General features: G+C 67.2%; 15 protein-coding genes. 4 read left to right on the forward strand and 11 right to left on the reverse strand.

Annotation, left to right across the window (positions count from 1 at the left end):
• Positions 1–7: 7 nt before the first annotated feature.
• On the forward strand, positions 8–1,351 hold the full coding sequence (locus tag ACFXIV_RS32725; RefSeq protein ID WP_379401202.1) for a hypothetical protein: 1,344 nt from the start codon (positions 8–10) through the stop codon (positions 1,349–1,351).
• A gap of 2 nt (positions 1,352–1,353) precedes the next feature.
• The gene (locus ACFXIV_RS32730; protein ID WP_379421372.1) at positions 1,354–1,782 is read left to right on the forward strand and encodes a hypothetical protein; all 429 of its coding nucleotides are present in this window, start codon (positions 1,354–1,356) and stop codon (positions 1,780–1,782) included.
• Here ACFXIV_RS32730 and ACFXIV_RS32735 read toward each other — a convergent pair.
• The 4 genes from ACFXIV_RS32735 to ACFXIV_RS32750 all read right to left on the reverse strand — a co-directional run bounded on the left by ACFXIV_RS32735 (position 1,779) and on the right by ACFXIV_RS32750 (position 7,091).
• Positions 1,779–2,942 carry a low temperature requirement protein A gene (locus ACFXIV_RS32735; RefSeq protein WP_379401200.1) on the reverse strand — a complete coding sequence of 388 codons (1,164 nt, stop codon included), beginning with the start codon at positions 2,940–2,942 and terminating at the stop codon, positions 1,779–1,781. The two genes, ACFXIV_RS32730 and ACFXIV_RS32735, sit on opposite strands and share 4 nt — an antisense overlap.
• A gap of 42 nt (positions 2,943–2,984) precedes the next feature.
• Entirely contained in the window at positions 2,985–6,470 is a 3,486-nt protein-coding gene (locus tag ACFXIV_RS32740; protein ID WP_379401199.1) for a protein kinase, read from the reverse strand.
• A gap of 47 nt (positions 6,471–6,517) precedes the next feature.
• Complete coding sequence (locus ACFXIV_RS32745; RefSeq protein ID WP_379401198.1) at positions 6,518–6,733, reverse strand: hypothetical protein; 216 nt, start codon at positions 6,731–6,733, stop codon at positions 6,518–6,520.
• A gap of 199 nt (positions 6,734–6,932) precedes the next feature.
• Positions 6,933–7,091, reverse strand: coding sequence for a hypothetical protein (locus ACFXIV_RS32750; RefSeq protein WP_379401197.1), 159 nt, complete (start codon positions 7,089–7,091; stop codon positions 6,933–6,935).
• Positions 7,092–8,557: 1,466 nt separating this feature from the next.
• Between ACFXIV_RS32750 and ACFXIV_RS32755 the strand changes: the two genes are divergently transcribed.
• The gene (locus ACFXIV_RS32755) at positions 8,558–9,337 is read left to right on the forward strand and encodes an IclR family transcriptional regulator (protein WP_379401196.1); all 780 of its coding nucleotides are present in this window, start codon (positions 8,558–8,560) and stop codon (positions 9,335–9,337) included.
• A gap of 293 nt (positions 9,338–9,630) precedes the next feature.
• Here ACFXIV_RS32755 and ACFXIV_RS32760 read toward each other — a convergent pair whose 3' ends face one another.
• From ACFXIV_RS32760 to ACFXIV_RS32785, 6 genes are all read right to left on the reverse strand, one after another.
• On the reverse strand, positions 9,631–9,876 hold the full coding sequence (locus tag ACFXIV_RS32760) for a hypothetical protein (protein WP_379401195.1): 246 nt from the start codon (positions 9,874–9,876) through the stop codon (positions 9,631–9,633).
• A 721-nt stretch (positions 9,877–10,597) separates the two neighbouring features.
• Positions 10,598–11,236 carry a Uma2 family endonuclease gene (locus ACFXIV_RS32765; protein WP_379401194.1) on the reverse strand — a complete coding sequence of 213 codons (639 nt, stop codon included), beginning with the start codon at positions 11,234–11,236 and terminating at the stop codon, positions 10,598–10,600.
• 116 nt (positions 11,237–11,352) lie between these two features.
• Positions 11,353–12,027 (reverse strand): cupin domain-containing protein, encoded by a 675-nt coding sequence (locus ACFXIV_RS32770; protein WP_379401193.1) that lies wholly within the window; start codon positions 12,025–12,027, stop codon positions 11,353–11,355.
• A gap of 183 nt (positions 12,028–12,210) precedes the next feature.
• Positions 12,211–12,315, reverse strand: coding sequence for an SEC-C metal-binding domain-containing protein (locus ACFXIV_RS32775; protein ID WP_379401221.1), 105 nt, complete (start codon positions 12,313–12,315; stop codon positions 12,211–12,213).
• Positions 12,312–12,593: a hypothetical protein gene (locus tag ACFXIV_RS32780; RefSeq protein WP_379401192.1), complete on the reverse strand. Its 282-nt coding sequence runs from the start codon at positions 12,591–12,593 to the stop codon at positions 12,312–12,314. The genes ACFXIV_RS32775 and ACFXIV_RS32780 overlap by 4 nt, the downstream gene beginning before the upstream one ends.
• A gap of 211 nt (positions 12,594–12,804) precedes the next feature.
• Positions 12,805–13,020, reverse strand: coding sequence for a hypothetical protein (locus tag ACFXIV_RS32785; protein WP_379401191.1), 216 nt, complete (start codon positions 13,018–13,020; stop codon positions 12,805–12,807).
• A gap of 431 nt (positions 13,021–13,451) precedes the next feature.
• Here ACFXIV_RS32785 and ACFXIV_RS32790 point away from each other — a divergent pair, with 431 nt between their 5' ends.
• The gene (locus ACFXIV_RS32790) at positions 13,452–15,611 is read left to right on the forward strand and encodes a glycosyl hydrolase family 65 protein (RefSeq protein ID WP_379401190.1); all 2,160 of its coding nucleotides are present in this window, start codon (positions 13,452–13,454) and stop codon (positions 15,609–15,611) included.
• A gap of 245 nt (positions 15,612–15,856) precedes the next feature.
• Here the strand turns inward: ACFXIV_RS32790 and rlmN are convergent, their stop codons facing one another.
• Positions 15,857–16,966, reverse strand: a complete 1,110-nt coding sequence (gene rlmN / locus ACFXIV_RS32795; protein WP_379401189.1) for a 23S rRNA (adenine(2503)-C(2))-methyltransferase RlmN — start codon at positions 16,964–16,966, stop codon at positions 15,857–15,859.
• Positions 16,967–16,981: the final 15 nt, after the last annotated feature.

The raw sequence follows: 16,981 nt of genomic DNA on the forward strand, positions 1-16,981 counted from the left end.
CGGGGACATGACCGTTGACATCGATCCCGAGACCCTGGCCGCCACCGTGGCCGACCTGCTGCGGAACGAGCGATTCGACGAGCTGGCGGAGCTGTTCGCGCCGCGACTGGCGGCCGTGGTGTCCGCGGCGACCGTCCGGGCCGGGTGGACCGGTGAGATCGCCAAGATCGGCGCGGTCCGGTCGGTCGGCGCCGCAGTCACCCGGCCCGCCGCCGACGGGCTGACGCCGGTGCAGTTGCCGGTCACTTGCGAGCGGGGTGCGCTCGCGGTACACCTGGCGGTGGACGCGGCGGGCCGGCTGCACGGGCTCCGGCTCGCCGCACCGGCCGAATCCGGCTGGACGCCACCGGATTACGCGGTGCCACGCCGATTCCGCGAACGGGACGTCACCCTCGGCGCGGGAGATACCGCGGTAACCGGCACGTTGACCGTGCCGGTCGGGAGCGGATCCCGGCCCGCCGTGGTGCTGGTGGCCTCCGGGCCCGCCGACCGGGACCTCACCACCGGACCCAACAAACCGTTCAAGGACCTGGCGTGGGGGCTCGCCAGTCGCGGTGTCGCCGTGCTGCGTTTCGACAAATTGACCCACGCGCACAGCGAAATCGAGAGTGCGGCGGGGTTCACCATGGTCGAGGAGTACCTGCCGCATGCGCTGGCGGCGGTCGAGGTGCTGCGCCGGGAGCCCGGGGTCGACTCGGCCCGGATCTTCGTGGCCGGGCACAGTGGCGGCGGCAAGGCCGCGCCGCGCATCGCGGCCGCCGACCCGGGCATTGCCGGGGTGGCGGTGCTGGCCGGGGATACCGTGCCGCTGCCGCGGTCCATCCTGCGCGCGCTGCGGCACATCGCGGCGGTCGAGCCCGAGCAGGACATCGGCGAGTTGCTGGAGAGCATGCGTGCCCGGGCGGCACGGACCGAAAGTCCCGCGCTGTCAACCGAAACCCCGGCCGCGGACCTGCTGTTCAACTGGCCCGCATCGTATTGGCTGGACCTGCGGGACTACGACCAGGTCGCCACCGCCGCCGCGCTGGACAGACCCATCCTGCTCATCCAGGGTGGCCGCGACTATCAGGTCACCGCCGACGAGGACCTGCCGCTGTGGGAGGCCGGGCTGGCCGGGCGACCCGATGTCACCATTCGTGTCCACCCCACGGTCGACCACATGCTCTGCTCCGGTACCGGACCATCCACACCCAGCGGCTACCTGCGACCGCAACATGTCGATCCGGCGGTGATCAGCGATATCGCCGACTGGCTCGGCGCGGAACCCGTCCGGCCACGCCTGGGCGAGCGCCTGACAGCGGGCTGGAAACGCTTGCGCGGCACGGCCTCTCGAGCCAGCATCAGCGGATGAAAATGAGACATGTTGCAGTGTTGACGGCGAGCGCGGCGGCCGCGGTCGGTGTCGCCTCCGGAAGCGCGGGCGCGGCACCCATGCACACCCGCGACACCGCCATCGCGTTCGCCTATCTCGACGCGCTGATCAGCCACGACGCGCGGGCGGTGCCGTTCGCGCCGGATGCGACGCGGTTCGAAGCGGGCCTGCAGACCGGCTTTTCGGGGCCGCAGCTCACCTACGACCTCGAGCACGGGCCGCAGTATTCGCTCGTGCAGCGCTTCTACAACCTGCGCCTGACCGAGGCGGACGGTGTGGTGACCGCGCGGTATCTGCTGGATTCCGGCGTCGCGGGGGTGCGGCTGGTGACGGTGGACATCACCGAAACCTTCGCGATCAGTGACGGTCTCATCCACACCATCGACGCCACTATCGTTCCGGTCGGCTAGCTCACCCGGGAGCGGCGCATGAGCAGCAGTGGCCGTCCCGTCGACACCACCCAGTACTCGAAGGCGTTGAGGCCGGCCAGGATCGCGGTCGCCGCGGCCAGCGTCGCGATCTGCGGCAGCAGCGGCGCGGCGGCGGTCAGGACCGCCAGCGCCAGCGCGGTGACGAACCGGCCGAGGGTGGCCGCGCCGAACATGCGCCAGCGGGTGAACAGGAAGGTGGTCACGTACAGGGTGGCGCCCAGCGGCAGCAGATATCCGGTCACGCTGTGCGCCACCGCGGTCGGATGCTCGACCATGGTGCGCGCGCCCACCGCCACCAGCACCAGGCCGATCACCAGCAGCAGGTGCCCGTAGCTGAGCACATCCCGCACGACCGTGCCGCGCACCTGGTTGGTGCGCAGCGAATGCTCGACCGCGGCGAAGCCGTAGGCGAAGTACAGCCACCACAGGCCGCAGCCGAGCACGAAGATCAGCACCACCGCGATCCAGGCCACCACGCCCAGATGTGCTTCCGCCGCTTGGGAACCCACCGAGGCGACGGTCTCGCCGAGCGCGATGATGACGAAGGTGGCGAAGCGTTCGGGCAGATGGGTCGCACCGAACTGGACCTTCTCCAGGCGGCGCGCCAGCAGTGCCGGACCGCCGAAGGCCAGCGCCACCGCGATGATCCAGAGCCCGTTGCGCATTCCGCCCGCGGGCGCGAGTGCGGCCGCCACCAGGAGCACCGCCGCCGCCAGGGTCACCGTGAACGGATTGAGCCAGTTCCCGAAGGTCCCCGCCGACGAGAACGCCCGCTTGTGCTGCATCTCGCCCCACAGCAGCAGCCGCAGTGCCAGGTGCGCGCCGGCCAGCAGCAGCGGTTGCGCGTGCCCGGTGAACGCGTGTGGCGCGGTGATCGCGATGACGAACATGCACAATCCGCAGGCGAACAGGAATATCCGCTGCTGGTTCGAGTCCTCCACCCCGTGCACGGCCAGCGTGGTCCCCACCCACGACCACCACATGATTCCCAGCAGCAGCACCGTCTGCCCGACCGCGCCCCAGCTCTGCCCCGCCACCGCCACGTGCGCGGCCTGCGTCACCGCGAACACCAGTACCAGATCGAAGAACAACTCGGCCCAACTGGCCCGCTCGTGCGCCTCGTGTAGAGGTTCCGTCACACCTGTAAATCCCTGCCTAGCTCCACATCCAGCGGGTTCACTCTAGATCGTCTGGGCAGCATCGGCTTCCGTCAGGGCGCGGAGGAAAGCGGGTTGGACCTCGGGCCAGTCGGGGCGCCAGCGGCCGGCGGCCTGGTCGGCGGCGAGGGCGGCAAGGGTGGCGACGACGTGGGGGCCGCCGTCGAGGATGTAGCGGACCGAGCCGTGTTCGGCGCACTGGGCGGTGACGGTGGCGAGCAGGGTCTTGGCGGCGTCGGTGCGGCCGGTGGCGGCGAGGCAGGCGACCAGCAGACGGCGGGCCTTCAGGAGTTCGCGCGGGCGGCGGACGGCTTCGAGCTCGTCGACCCATTCCTGGGCCCAGGTGCGGGCCAGTTCCCGGGATTCGGTGGCGGATCCGGCCAGCAGCAGTCGGATGGCGGTGAATTCCTCGTACAGGACGGTGAATTCGTCGATGGGGTCGATCGGGGTGCGGCGGTGGGCGTGGTCGACCACCGCGAGCGGGCCGAAGTCGGGGTGCGGCGGCAGGCCCAGGCGCAGCCGCTCGTTCTCGACCTCGGCGCGCAGGCGGGGCAGCGACATCGAATCGGCTACGCGCGCACCCTCGTTCAGGCGGCGGATGGCTGCGGCGCGGTCGCCGCGCAGCGCCTTCACCCGGGCGCCGACCACGTAGCGGGCCAGTTTGAAGTCGACGACACCGGCGTCGGCGCCGAGTTTGTAGCCCTCGTCGAGCAGGCGCTCCGCCTCGGCGACCTCACCACGCTCGTAGAGCAGTTCACCGAGCAGCGATCCGGCCAGGCGGGCCCCGTAGGAGTGGCTGCCACCGGATTGCTTGGCGATCTTCAGGGCGCTGCGGAAGTACTCCTCGGCGCGCGGGATGTCGAGTTGCAGGCTGGCGGCCAGGCCCAGAAAGCACAGCCCGTGAACATTGTTGTAGGAGCCCTTGTTTCGGCGCATGTACGGGGCCGACCACTCCTGGATGCGGATCGCCTCCTCGAAGTCGTGGCGGTAACCCGCGGCGAAACTCGCGCAGTTGGCGCCGATGGCCACCACATACGGTGAGAGCTCGTCGGCCATGGCGAAACACGGTGCGAGCCAATCCTCCACGCCGGTCAGCACATCCGCGCGGACGGTCACCACCGCGTGCACCACACCCGCTTCGGCGCGCAGCCGGGTCGTGGTCCGCGGGTCGAGACCGCCGCGCTCGAGCGTCTGTTCCGCCAGGGACAGCGCGCGTTCGGCCGGACCGGCCCGGTGCAGCAGGATGTTCGCCCACGCCAGATCCAGTTGCAGCCGCGGATGGGATTCGATGACGGCCGGCGGCAGCTTGTTCACCAGGCCGATGAGGCTGGACATCTGGCCGTATTCGAGCAGCGACATGCCGTCGCGCTCCACGATTTCGACCGCACGCTGCTCGTCACCGGCCAGCAGGGCGTGGTCGACCGCCTCGCTCACGTGCCGGTGCCCGGCGAACCACTCCGAGGCCGCGCGATGCAGGCGGTCGATCTCCGCGGGCCGATCGTGTTCGAGCCGCTGCCGCAGGAAGTCCTGGAACAGCTGGTGGTAGCGGAACCACGGGCCGCCGTCGACCCGGCGCAGGAACAGGTCCTGCTGCTCGATCCGTTCCAGCAGGGCCTGCCCGTCGGGCACGCCGGTGAGCGTGGCGGCCAGCTCGCCGCAGGTGCGTTCGGTGACCGAGGTCGCCACCATGAAGTCGAGTACGCCGGGTTCGAGGGCCTCCAGCACGTTCTCGGCGAGGAATTCGCCGATGGCGTGGTGACGTCCGGTGAGCTGTCCGATCAGCTGCCCGGGATCGTCACTGCCGCGCAGCGACAGCGCCGCCAGTTGCAGTGCCGCGACCCAGCCGCCGGTGGATTCGGTGAGGTCCGCCACGTCGTCGCGGTCCAGTTCCAGCCCGCCCAGCTCGACCAGCAGGGCATAGGCCTCGCCGGTGGTGAATCGCAGTGCGGCGGTGTCGATTTCCACCAGTTCGTCGCGGGCGCGCATGGAGCTCATGGGCAGGCCGGTCTGGTGGCGACTGGTCACCAGCATGCGCAGCACCGGACTGCAGCTCTCGATCAGGAAGCGCAGCGCGGCCTGGGTATTCGGGTCGCTCACGCGATGCCAGTCGTCGATGACCACGGTCAGCGGCTCGCCGCGCTGGTCGATGTCGTTGATGAGCGAGGTCAGTACGAAGCGCCCGGCCTCGTCGCCGTATTCCTCGAGCAGTTCGCCCAGTTCGCGCGCCAGGGCGGGCCGGACCGCGCGCACCGCTTCGATCAAGTGGGCGAGGAACCACACCACATTGTCGTCGTCGTTGTCGACGGTCAGCCAGGCCACCGATCCCCCGGCGACGGTGACCGCCGCACACCATTGCGCGGCAAGGGTGGTCTTGCCGAAACCGGTGGGGCCGTGGATGACCGCGAGCCGCCGGTCGCTACCGGAGCGCAGTGCGTCGAGCAGGCGCGGGCGGTCCACCAGGACCCGGGTGAGGGTGGGCGGGCGCAGCCGGGTGGCCGGGACCGGCGGCGTGGCGGTGGTGATGCGGGAGCGCCGGCGCCCGGCCTGGGGCGGGGTGGTGCGGCCGACGGTCCGGGCCCGGTCCGTCGGCGGTGGCGGTTCCGCGGCGGGCGCCGGAATCGGTATGTCGTCGGGTGGCAGCCCGTGCCGTTGCTGGATATCCCGCAGCGCCGCACCGAATTCGGCGGCGGAGCCGGGGCGTTGGGAGCGCTCGCGCGACATGGCCGCCTCGATCGCCCCGGTGAGGTCGGCGGGCAGGCCCTCCCCGGTCAGGTCCGGCATCGGATGCCTGGTGATCCGCACGAACTGTGCGACCAGCTGTTCCCCGCTGCGCCGTTCGAACACCGCGTGCCCGGTGGCCGCGCAGAACAGGGTCGCGGCCAGGCTGTAGACGTCGGCGGTCACATCCGGGGCCTGCCCCTGCAGCACCTCCGGCGCGGTGTAGGCGGGCGACCCGGTGATCGTGCCCGCCGCGGTCTCGAATCCGCCTGTCACCCGTGCGATTCCGAAATCGGCGAGCTGCGGCTCCCCGTACTCGGTGAGCAGGATGTTCCCGGGCTTCACATCCCGGTGCAGCAGTCCCCGCCGATGCGCCGTCTCCAACGCCCCCGACAGCCGAACCCCGAGATGCAGCACCTCCGGCCATTCGACCGGCCCACCCTGCTGTATCCGGGTATCGAGCGACCCGTGCGCATGGAACGGCATCACGATGTACGGCCGCCCGGTATCGGTGGACCCGACCTCGAACACGGTCACGATGTTCGGATGCCCCGACAGCTTCCCCATGGCGAGCTGCTCGCGCACAAACCGTTCCAGGCTGTCGGATTCCAGGTCCGCGGTCAGTACCTTGATGGCGACGGTGCGCCCCAGCGCGTGCTGAAAACAGCGGTACACCACGCCGAATCCCCCGCGCCCCACCTCGACCGGCTCCCCGAACCCGGCAGCCGCCAGTTCCGCCGCGAACCCGAGAGTCTCTTCGCGGCGCGTGGAAAACGGATCGACATGCGGCACAGCGACCCCGATACGAAAACGAGCCAGTCACCCCGAGCATAAGCCGATCACCGCCGCCGCGCGCCGATCTCCGGCCGCGTGAATCTGCGCCGCGCATCGGTCAGCCAGTCGGGCCGTTCCCGCCGCAGCCGCAGCACCTCCCCGACGGTCCAGCCGCAACCCAGTTCCGGCAGGTCCCCGACCGCGATGTTCAACCGCGCGGCCGCGGCCGCGCGCTTCAAGGGCGTTGCCGCCGAGGCACTTCGATTCCGCTTCGTTGTCATGGTCGTCAATGGTGAGGACGGTCCGTGCGGCAGCGCGGCGGTTCGGCGACTTCGCACCCCCTCGGTGGTTCAGAGCGGCCGGAAGAAGTCCGCGGACTCGGGGTCGAGGGGATAGAAGAGCTCGATGCGGAGTTCCTCGAGCGTGATGTCGATGGCGGCGTCGAAGCGGGCGGCCAGCGGCCCGGTGCGGATCAGGCGGTCACCGAACCAGCGCCGGATAGGGCTCGTGCGCGCGCAGCAGCCGGTCTATGGCCGTGGTGACCGGTTGCCAGCGCGGATCACGCACCGGCACATCGGGATAGGCGGGCGCGAAGCCCGCCGCCTGTAGTAGCTGATCGATCAGCTCGTGGTCGACCATCGGTTTGGGGAAAGCGTAGCGGTTCGGTATCTCCAGCCTCGCGGTGCCGAAGGCCTCGTCCGGGCCCGACGGCTGCCCGGTCCGTGCAGTCCCCAGTCGAAGGTCGAGCTGTAACTTATTCGGTAGGAAGGGTTTTCACAGCTCGCACTTAACTCCGACTGATCGTTGACAGAGGTTCGGCATCGACGATGGCGCGGTCGTCCCGGTGGGCCGACGCTTCCGGATCCAGATTCGACGACAAGGAGGTCATGGTTGAGGCTGACGTGGAGATCGGCCCGGGCTGTCGCTGCCTGTGGTATTTCACTGGGGCTGTTGGGGGTTGGTGCATGACCGCAGGCGCTGATCCGGGGCAGCCGCCGACGATCGGGTCGCAGTGCCCGGTGCCTGGGAGCTCGCCGCAGAGCGGCTTGCCTCCGCGGGATCAGCCGTGGTGCCCCCGGCCAGTTGACCGAAACTAGCTCGATCCTGCCTCCCTCCCGCGTGGGAGACAGGTCGTCAGCATGTCGAAAGACAAAGTACAACAGGAGTTTCCTATGTTCCGCTTCTTGCTGCCCTTGACGGGTAGCTGGCTGCCGCCAATCGGCACATGGCTCCCGCTGCTGGTCGTGGTGGTGACCGGTAGTGCGAACGGTGTCTGCTCATCGGATTGACCCGAGTGTCGTGTTGTGCGGGACAGGTATCGAGTCTGTCCCGCACAACGGTCCCGAAGGCGCTCGCTGTTGCGAATGCGCTTCGGGGGAATTGTGGAACTATAGGTGAGGTCTCCGGTATTTCGGATTCACGCCAAGCACCCGCGCAGGTGACCTGCCCGTGAGCGACCGCCACCGCTACGAGCCCGGTGACACACCCTCGACCATACTAATCACTGCAGCCCTTGCCTGAAGTTCCTTGTGTTGCAAAGGGAATCATCAGAAGGCTTGCATTGAATGAAAGTCGTCTGGCGGCGCGACGGGCACCGATTACAGAATGAAGGCGCCCGTGACGCTCCACAGTGTCCGTCATCACTACGCTGGAGCGTCGTCCCCCGCGGGCCGTGCGTGCCGACCGAGGTCCTCCCCCTCCCTCCCGGCATCTCGGCGGCACGCACACTGCACCTCGGTAGCTGGCGAGCGAGAGCGGAACTCCCCCAACGACGCTGGGCGAAATCGGCGTCGGCACTGCCGTGGAGCTGCACCCCTGGGACCGGAGTCGACACGACTCGATCCGATCCGAGATGACGAACTCACAAGCATCGCCACCATAGCGTGATTGATGCATGGACCGATCGCCATGGCTTATGGAAGGCATCACAGACCGCGAAGGTCCATAGCGCACGGCCTGACCGACTTCAACACTCGTGGACAAGCAGACCTACACAGCTCGCACATAGGTTACGGACAGCTGAGGGACAGCAGCACCGACCATACTGGTCAATCGTCCAGGTCGGGATGGTTCCCGCACGCCCAAATCAGGTGAAGGTAGTGGCTGTGGCTCGATTCTCCAACGGCGAATCCGTCCTCTCCCGTGTGGTCAGACTGGTGGAGGCCGTCGCCGATAATGACTCCCCGTTGTCCATCTCGGAACTGTCCCAACGCACCGGGCTGCCGTTGCCAACCGTCTCGCGCACCGTATCCGAACTGGTTGAACGTGACTGGCTGCGACGAGACATGAGTCGGCGCGTCGACATCGGCCCGCGAGTCTGGGAGCTGGCTAACCGGAGAGCCCCGTTCCACGATTTGCGTGCCCTCGCGATCCCGTACATGACTCGGCTCAGCGCCCAGGTCGGCCGCAATGTGGGCTTGGCCGTCCGTCAGGAGCGGGAAGTCCTGTTCATCGAAAGGGTGTCGGCGCCTGGCGTCTTCTCGGCCGTGCCGCGCGCAGCCGAGCGACTTCCATTGCACAGGTCTGCGGCCGGACTGGTGCTTCTGGCGTATGCGCCGAATACGCTGCAGCGGGAGGTGTTTTCGAAGCCTCTGCACCCGTACGCACCACCCGGCGCGGTCACCGCCACCCGGCCTCTCCGCGAGCAGCTCGATGAGATACGGAGGCGGGGCATCGCACACTACAGCGGCCTAGCGGACCCGAACACGATCTCTGTTCCGATTTGGTCGGACGCCGGCACTGTGGTGGCGGCCCTTTCCACCATGCCGCCGACCGACGGCAAGGATCCGAGTAATGTCTACGCGCTGACACGGATTACAGCGCACCTGATCGGACGAGCACTGTCAGCCGTGGGTTCGGTGGCGGAAAGCAATACTCAGCTCTGAGCATGCGCGAAACCCGACGTTCGAGTTCTCCCCCATCGACCAGCCGGCCGCGAAATCGACCACGCCCCAGTCGATCTCACCCAACCATGGTTGCCGCCGTGGTCAAGGCGCACCACGGCACGATAACTTTCGAAAGTGCGCCGGGCCGAACCGAATTCACGGTCAGCTTGCCCGCCACGCCAAGGTAGAGGACGCCGCTGTGCACAGACGCTCAGCCGACCCGGTCGGCTGAGCGTCTGTGCACGACACTCCCTGTACGACACTGGGATTCCCCGGTGCCGTACAGGTCGGTATCAATTGGCGGACGGGCACTGCGGAGGCTGACCGATCGGCTGGCCGCCCTGAGGCGGCTGACCCTGGCCATCCTGCGGAGGCGGACCGTGCTGGTCGCCGGGCGGAGGCGGGCACTGCTGGGCGGGAGCCGCGCCGCCCGGCTGAGCCGGGCCGGGATCGGCGCTCGCCATACCAGTGCCGATGCCGAGCAGTGCGACGGTGACCGCCCCTGCCGTAGCGATCCGCGCGAGCTTCGAAAGAGCCATCTGCAGTCCTCCTGTATCGGTATGCGAATCCGCATGTCGGTCCGCGGTTTCGGTCAACGCCAAGATCGTCACCTCGCAGCATGGGACGGGCGTTGGCATGAGCTAGGTGCGCGCTGTGAAGGCGGACGGCGCACATAGCGGACTCGACGCTTCGTGGCGGCAGATCGGGTATCCGAGGGGCTGCCGTGCCCTCGCGCCTGGCAGGTGCACAGTGAATTCCATACGACGAAGAGCAGTTTCCAAAGCGATCTCCCCGCCGTGGACTATCACGACAGCGCGCTATTCGAGCGAAGTTCGCGCCGTGTTATCGGTTGGCAGGGTCACGCGGCGGGACCGGGCAGAGCCCTCGTAGGGCTGCTCGTGCTCGAGTACCACTACCTAGCAGCTGAGTAGCCGGATTGAAACTACCGCGGCCGAGGTAGTTTTCGGCCCGACGGTGATGGTGCAGCTCAGCAGCGTTAGGCACTGGTCAACCTCCGTGTGTGCGATGCACTCGAACACCGGGTCCGCCATTGGCGCCCCTCACCGCAAATGTCCGGTCGTCTGATCACGCACCACGACCCCAGCCCCAATTCCGTATCGCGCCAGCCTATCCGGAGTCGCCGTACCGGCGCCGCGATAATCCGGAGGAATTCCCCGGGTGCGTACAACCCATCCTGCAGTGCGGAGCATCAACCCTCGGCGGCGATCAGCCGCGTTGGCGCTGCTGGAACGAAGTGGATCAGTCCAAGCCGAGATCGAGTTGATTCCAGCTGATCGTGACATCGAGCGGGTCCAGTACGTCCACGGCCATCGCATCGCCGCGAGCTCGCAGCGCCGTGGTTTCCCGGATATAGGTGCCGTCAGCGGCGAGTCGCAGCATCTCGATCGACGTCACGGGACCGTCGTCCTGAACCATGCGAACGATCCAGTAATGCTGGATGCCCAGGCGCGCGTACTCCGCCCGCTTTTCCACCAGATCGGCCGAGATCGTATTCGGTGACACGACTTCGACAACCAGCAGAGTGTCCGCGGCTGTCGGTTTGGTTTTCCATTTGCCGCGCGGCTCGTCGATACAGCGGTACACCATCGCATCCGGCCGCTTGTAATGGAAAGGCACATCGGAAACCAGCATGTCCAGTTCACCGCTGGCGCGCAGAGACGGCGCACCCTCGGGACGCTCGGCCACCGCCTCGCGCAAGGCTGCCTTGATGTTGTCGCTGATCGCAACATGATTCGGCGACGGCGATTCGCAATGGACGATCATGCCATCACGGATCTCCACAGTGCGCGCCACGTCCTCGGGCATATCCAAGTACATGGACATATCGACGACGGGGATCGTCGTACGCAGCCACGACCAGTCGACGGCCTCACTCATGCTGTCAGCCTAGCGGGATCGTGCCGAATGCCCTCGGCCATCGGACCTTCGCGCTGCGGCGGGTCAGCCTGCGATTCCGCCCCCGCCGGGATGCCGAGCGGGGGCGGGTGTGTGGATCAGTGGCGACGGGCGTAGTCGGCGGCTGCTGCCCAGTCGATGAGGACGCATGGTTCGTCGCCGACGGTCCAGGCGTCGTGTCCGGGTGGGCAGATCATGAAATCGCCCGCGCCGATCTCGCGTTCGGTGCCGTCGTCCATCCGGATCCGCATCCGTCCGGACGCGCAGTATCCGATGTGGGTCGCCTGGCAGCTGTCCGTGCCGGCGATCGGCTTGACGTGGGTGGACCAGCGCCAGCCGGGCTGGAAGACACCGCGGCCGACCGATCCGGATCCTGCTTCGATGACTTCGAATCGGCCGCTACCCGACTCGAACAGTCGCGTTTCGTCAGGAGTGTCGAAGCTTCTGACCTGCAAGCTCAGCTCTTCGTGCGGGAGCATCTCGTCCTCGCGAACCAGGTCGAGGTTGCGGAACAGCGCGGGCCCGTCGCAGAGTTCGGCGAGCGATTCGGCAAACCCGGTGGTCTCGGGCATGGCGGAGTTCGCCATCGCCTGTTCGTAGGACGGGAACTCGACAATCTGCATATACGTGTTGTCCCGATCGCGATCCCTGGTCTCCATGCTGTGGGTCGCGGCCCGCTTCCCCTGCGTCGCCGTGAGCCACTCATCGAGATTCTTGTTGAATTCGTCCAGCCGCGTGGTCGTGAACTCGATCGTTTGTACAAATTTCGTCATGGCGCTCACCTTCATCGATCAGCCGCCCCGCCCATGACGCTACGCCGCCGCAACCAGCATGGATACAGCAATTATCTTCGGCCTACCTGCAGGGGATCGCGACCACGCGACGACACGCTCAGGTGAGGTATACGCCGCTGATTCACTCTGTGTCCTCCGTCGGCGCCGAGAGTCTCGACGCCGCTATCCTGGCCTGCCGCAATACTTCTTGTACTTCTGCGCCGACCCGCACCAGCACGACTCGTTTCTCGCCGGTGGCCCCGACCGACCCTGACCGTTGCGGCTCAGCCAGCGGCAAAGGCGGAGCGAGTGGACCCCAGCGCCGGATCCTCGTTTACGCGAGCGCCGTACTCGGCGAGACCGGCCGCCGTAGCGACGGTGATCAGCACCGAGTATTCACCGTCCAATTCCCGAAGCCGGTGTTCCACTTCCCATCGATGTCGGGCGTGTCTGCCGTACTGGTCTCGCGGTTTCGGCCACGATTCGACGGCGCGGGCGAACTCGTCCTCCGGCAGGTAGAACATCGACACAGCGACATTCCGCACCGCGCCCCTCGAAGAGCTCACCTGCCACTTCGAAGGCGACCCAATCCCGCGGCCCCTCGTCGAAGATGGTGTCGAGCAAACGCAATCCCATTGGCTCCGAACCGCTTTCGAGCAGAAAGCTCGCGTACCACAGACGGGCGTCCCAACGACGGCGCCCCCGTCGGCGATCGCCTGCCGATACAGTCGCCGAGCGCGCTCGATATCACCGGCCATGGCCCAATGGTCAGCCGCCTCAGTCAGCAAACTGCGCCCGCTCGTCCGGAGCCACAGCCGCATCTTGCTCCAGTTGGCGGGCGATGTCCTCCGGAGGCTCGGCATGCCGACCCAAATCCTCCGCGGCGGCGGACAATTCGGCGCGCAATCGATTGGCCTCGGCAAGTAGCCGATCGTGTTCACGCTGCAGCGCCCGATATTCCTCACGTTCGGACTTCGACAGGCCGGCGGGCATCACACTCTCCCGTCTCACGGGAGCATCCACACTAGCGAAGCACGACAACTGGCCTTGTTCGGCTGCACTATCCGGTAGCACAGTCGCAGCGGGCCGAACCGTCGCTTCCATGCGAACGCGGGATGGTGCGCCGCAGCGCTGCTACCGTCCGACCGCTGGGTATGGTGGTCGCGTCGCTGGTCCTTTCGGGATTGCAAAGTTTCAACACTCCCGCTGGACACAAGGTTCACGAAACAATCCCGAGACAAGGATGGTTCATGGACGTGAGCGTGAAGACAGTGCCGACGGCTCGGTCTGCCTCGGCCCGACGGAGGCGTATGCGGATGGGCCGGGCCGCGACAGCCGCGCTCATGTGTGCGGCACTCGCCTCGACGATGCTCTCCGGCCGAGTGTTCGCCGAAACGGTCGATGGTTCCGAGGGGTGGTCGGCGATGGCGGAGGTATTCTCTCCGAACGATTTCCGTGCGGCGCCGTTTCTGGGCAACGGCCGCATCGGTGCGATGATCCCACCCAGCGGGGCCGGGTACCAAGGCTACGGCGAGGGAGTCGTCACCTCGTATCCATTGCAGGAGCCGCGCTACACGGGCACCTATCTGGCCGGGTTCTACGCGGATGCCCCCTCCTTTCAAGCCACCCAGGCATTGACGGCGCTGCCGGCGTGGTCGGGGCTGACCGTGTCCGCCGACGGGAATACCTATCAAGCAGATGTCGATCCGGCGACGGTCGGCACCTATAGTCAGCGTCTGAACTACCGCGACGCGACCGCCACCACCAAGGCGACCTGGTCGCCGAGCCCCGAGCACCACGTGGATCTGGAGTTCGAGACCTTCATCTCCCGGTCCGAACCGAACCTAGCGATTCAAAAGCTCACCGTCACCCCGCACTACTCCGGGCAGCTCGACATCACCGATCTCATCGACGGCGCCGCAGCCCGCCGAGTCACCCCGGTCACGGCCTCGAGCGACGCAGCGAGCAAACAGAGCACCGTCGGCGTACGCGCCGAAAACACCGACAGCACAGCCTATCTGGTCTCCACTATCGACACCCCCGACAACCTGATTGCCACCTCGATCCCGGCGGCGGCCAACACCGCCGGACTGGGGTTCACCGCCTCGATGACCGCCGGTCACCCCTACACCTTCACCAAGTACGTCGGCATCGCCTCCTCCGACGACGGCCCCGACCCTCGGGCGATCGCCACCGCGGCATCCCAGCGCGGCTTCGAACGCGGCTACGCGGCCGAGCACAACGATCACGTCGCCGCATGGAACACCCTGTGGCAGCCCGCGATCGAGGTTCCCGGACGCGAGGATTACCGCCTCTGGCTCCGGGCCGCGCTGTACTCGGTGTTGTCCAGCGTGCGCGAAGGCCAACACTGGTCGGTGCAACCGGCGGGCCTGTCCTCCACCGATTACGCGGGCATGACCTTCTGGGACGCCGACACCTTCGTCTTTCCCATGCTGCTTGCCCTCTACCCGGCGTTGGCGCGCACCATTGTCGACTTCCGGGTCGCCGCGCTACCGCAGGCCCGCGCCAACGCACACGCCTACGGGCTGCCCGGTGCGGTGTATCCGTGGAACGATGGTCCCGCACAGCGCTGCGGGAGCCCGGTGGTGTGCGGGCTGAGCGAAGAACATCTGGCCAACGACATCGTGCTCGCCCAATGGCAGTACTACCTGGCCACCGCGGATCTGGCATGGCTGTGCACCGGTGGCGCGCCGGTGATCACCGCGATCGCCGACTACCTCACCGTGCGCGTCGGCCCGAAACTGCTCGACGGCCACTACCATTACGCACCGGTCGGTGGGCCCGACGAGTATGTCGCCGTCTCCATCGACAATGCCGTCACGAACGCCGGTGTGGTCAACACCATGCGTACTGCCGCTTCTGCCGCACAACTGTCCGGGCTTCCCGTGGACCCGCGCTGGGCCGACATCGCCGCGAACATGGCCATGCCTCCCGACATCGCTCCCGGCGTTCCTGCGGAATACCTCGGATATCAAGGCACACCGATCAAACAAGCCGACACCGTGCTGCTGAGCTACCCGTTCTCCTACACCGCACCGGGATACTCGGCGGTCGACACCTACCGCTACTACTTCGACCGCACCGATCCCGACGGCCCGAACATGAGCAACAGCATCGGAGCCATCATCGCCGCACAATTTGATCCGGGCCGCACTCAGGAATTCCTCGACCGGTCTGTCCAGCCGTATGTCCGCGAGCCCTACCATTTCCAATCCGAGGCGCGCGGGGACCGCTCCGGCGCCAACACCATCGGACAACCCGCGTGGATCTTCGTCACCGGCGCAGCGGGATTCCTGCAAGCAATGCTGTACGCCCCCTCCGGATTACGCTGGACCGACACCGGCCCACGCCTGGACCCCATGCTGCCCAGCGGGTTCCCGGACGGTCTCACCATCAGGAACCTCTCCATCCGAGGCAGCACCCTCACCCTGCGGATCCAACCCGAAATCTCCACTGTCGAAGTGACCGCCGGTGATCCGATCACCCTCGAAACACCCACCGGCACACACACTGTCACCTCGGCGGCGCCGTTGACCCTGCCAACACGACGAGCCGACCGATAACACTCGAACAGCCGCCTCGAACCGAGCAACGCGTCCCCGCAGAGACAGCAGGCGGAATACCCGTGCAGGGCTGCCACTATGCCTGTTGTCTCTCGGGGTCCCTTCCTGGCAGGACGGACAGTGCCGCCGAGCGCACGGCGATTCCACTGCCGAGACCCGGGCGATTTACCGCCTACCCGGGCGCACGATCGACCATTTGCCGGTCCGGCATGTCTTGCCCGCCGCGATCTCGCAAGCCTTGATTGCTATCCCTCGGCGGCGAGTTGGCCGCACGCCGCCGCGATCTCCTGCCCGCGCGTATCCCGCACCGTGCAGGGCACACCCTGAGCCTGCACCCGCCGAACGAACTCCCGCTCAACAGGTTTCGGACTCGCATCCCACTTGCTCCCCGGCGTGGGATTCAACGGAATCAGATTCACATGCACACGCGAACCCAACGCCTGGTGCAGCTTCTTACCGAGCATGTCCGCCCGCCACGGGTGATCGTTGATATCGCGGATCAGGGCGTACTCGATCGACACTCTGCGACCGGACTTGTCAGCGTAATAGCGTGCGGCGTCGAGGACTTCAGCCACCGGCCAGCGATTGTTGACCGGCACCAATGTGTCTCGGAGTTCGTCGTCCGGAGTGTGCAGGGAGACCGCAAGAGTCACCGACAGGCCCTCGTCGGCCAGCTTGCGGATCGCCGGAGCCAGACCCACCGTGGAGACGACCACATTGCGCTGGGAGATGCCGAGGCCGTCGGGGGCGGGAGAGGTGATACGGCGGACCGCGTTGACCACGCGCTTGTAGTTGGCCAGCGGCTCGCCCATGCCCATGAACACGATGTTGGACAGGCGGCCGGGGCCGCCGGCGACCTCGCCGTCGCGCAGGGCGGCCGCGGCGGCGCGGACCTGATCGACGATTTCGGCGGTGGACAGGTTGCGGTTCAGGCCGCCCTGGCCGGTGGCGCAGAAGGGGCACGCCATGCCGCAACCCGCCTGCGACGAGATGCACAGGGTGTTGCGGTCGGGATAGCGCATCAGCACCGATTCGAGCAGCGTGCCGTCGTTCGCCCGCCACAGGGATTTGCGGGTGGTCCCGTCGTCACATTCGATGTGCCGGACCTCGGTGAGTAGCGGCGGGAACAGCGCCTCGGCGACGGTGGACCGCATGGCCTCCGGCAGATCGGTCATCTGGGCCGGGTCGGCGACCAGCCGTCCGTAGTACTGGCGCGCGATCTGATCGGCGCGGAACTTCGGCAGGCCGAGCTCCTCGACCACCGTCTTGCGCTCCTGCGAATCGAGGTCGGCGAGATGCCGCGGCGGCATGCCGCGACGAGGGGCGTCGAAAACGAGGGGCAAGGGGGTAGTCATAACCGTTCCAGTGTC

The sequence above is a fragment of the Nocardia sp. NPDC059236 genome (assembly GCF_042754085.1).
Lineage (GTDB): Bacteria > Actinomycetota > Actinomycetes > Mycobacteriales > Mycobacteriaceae > Nocardia.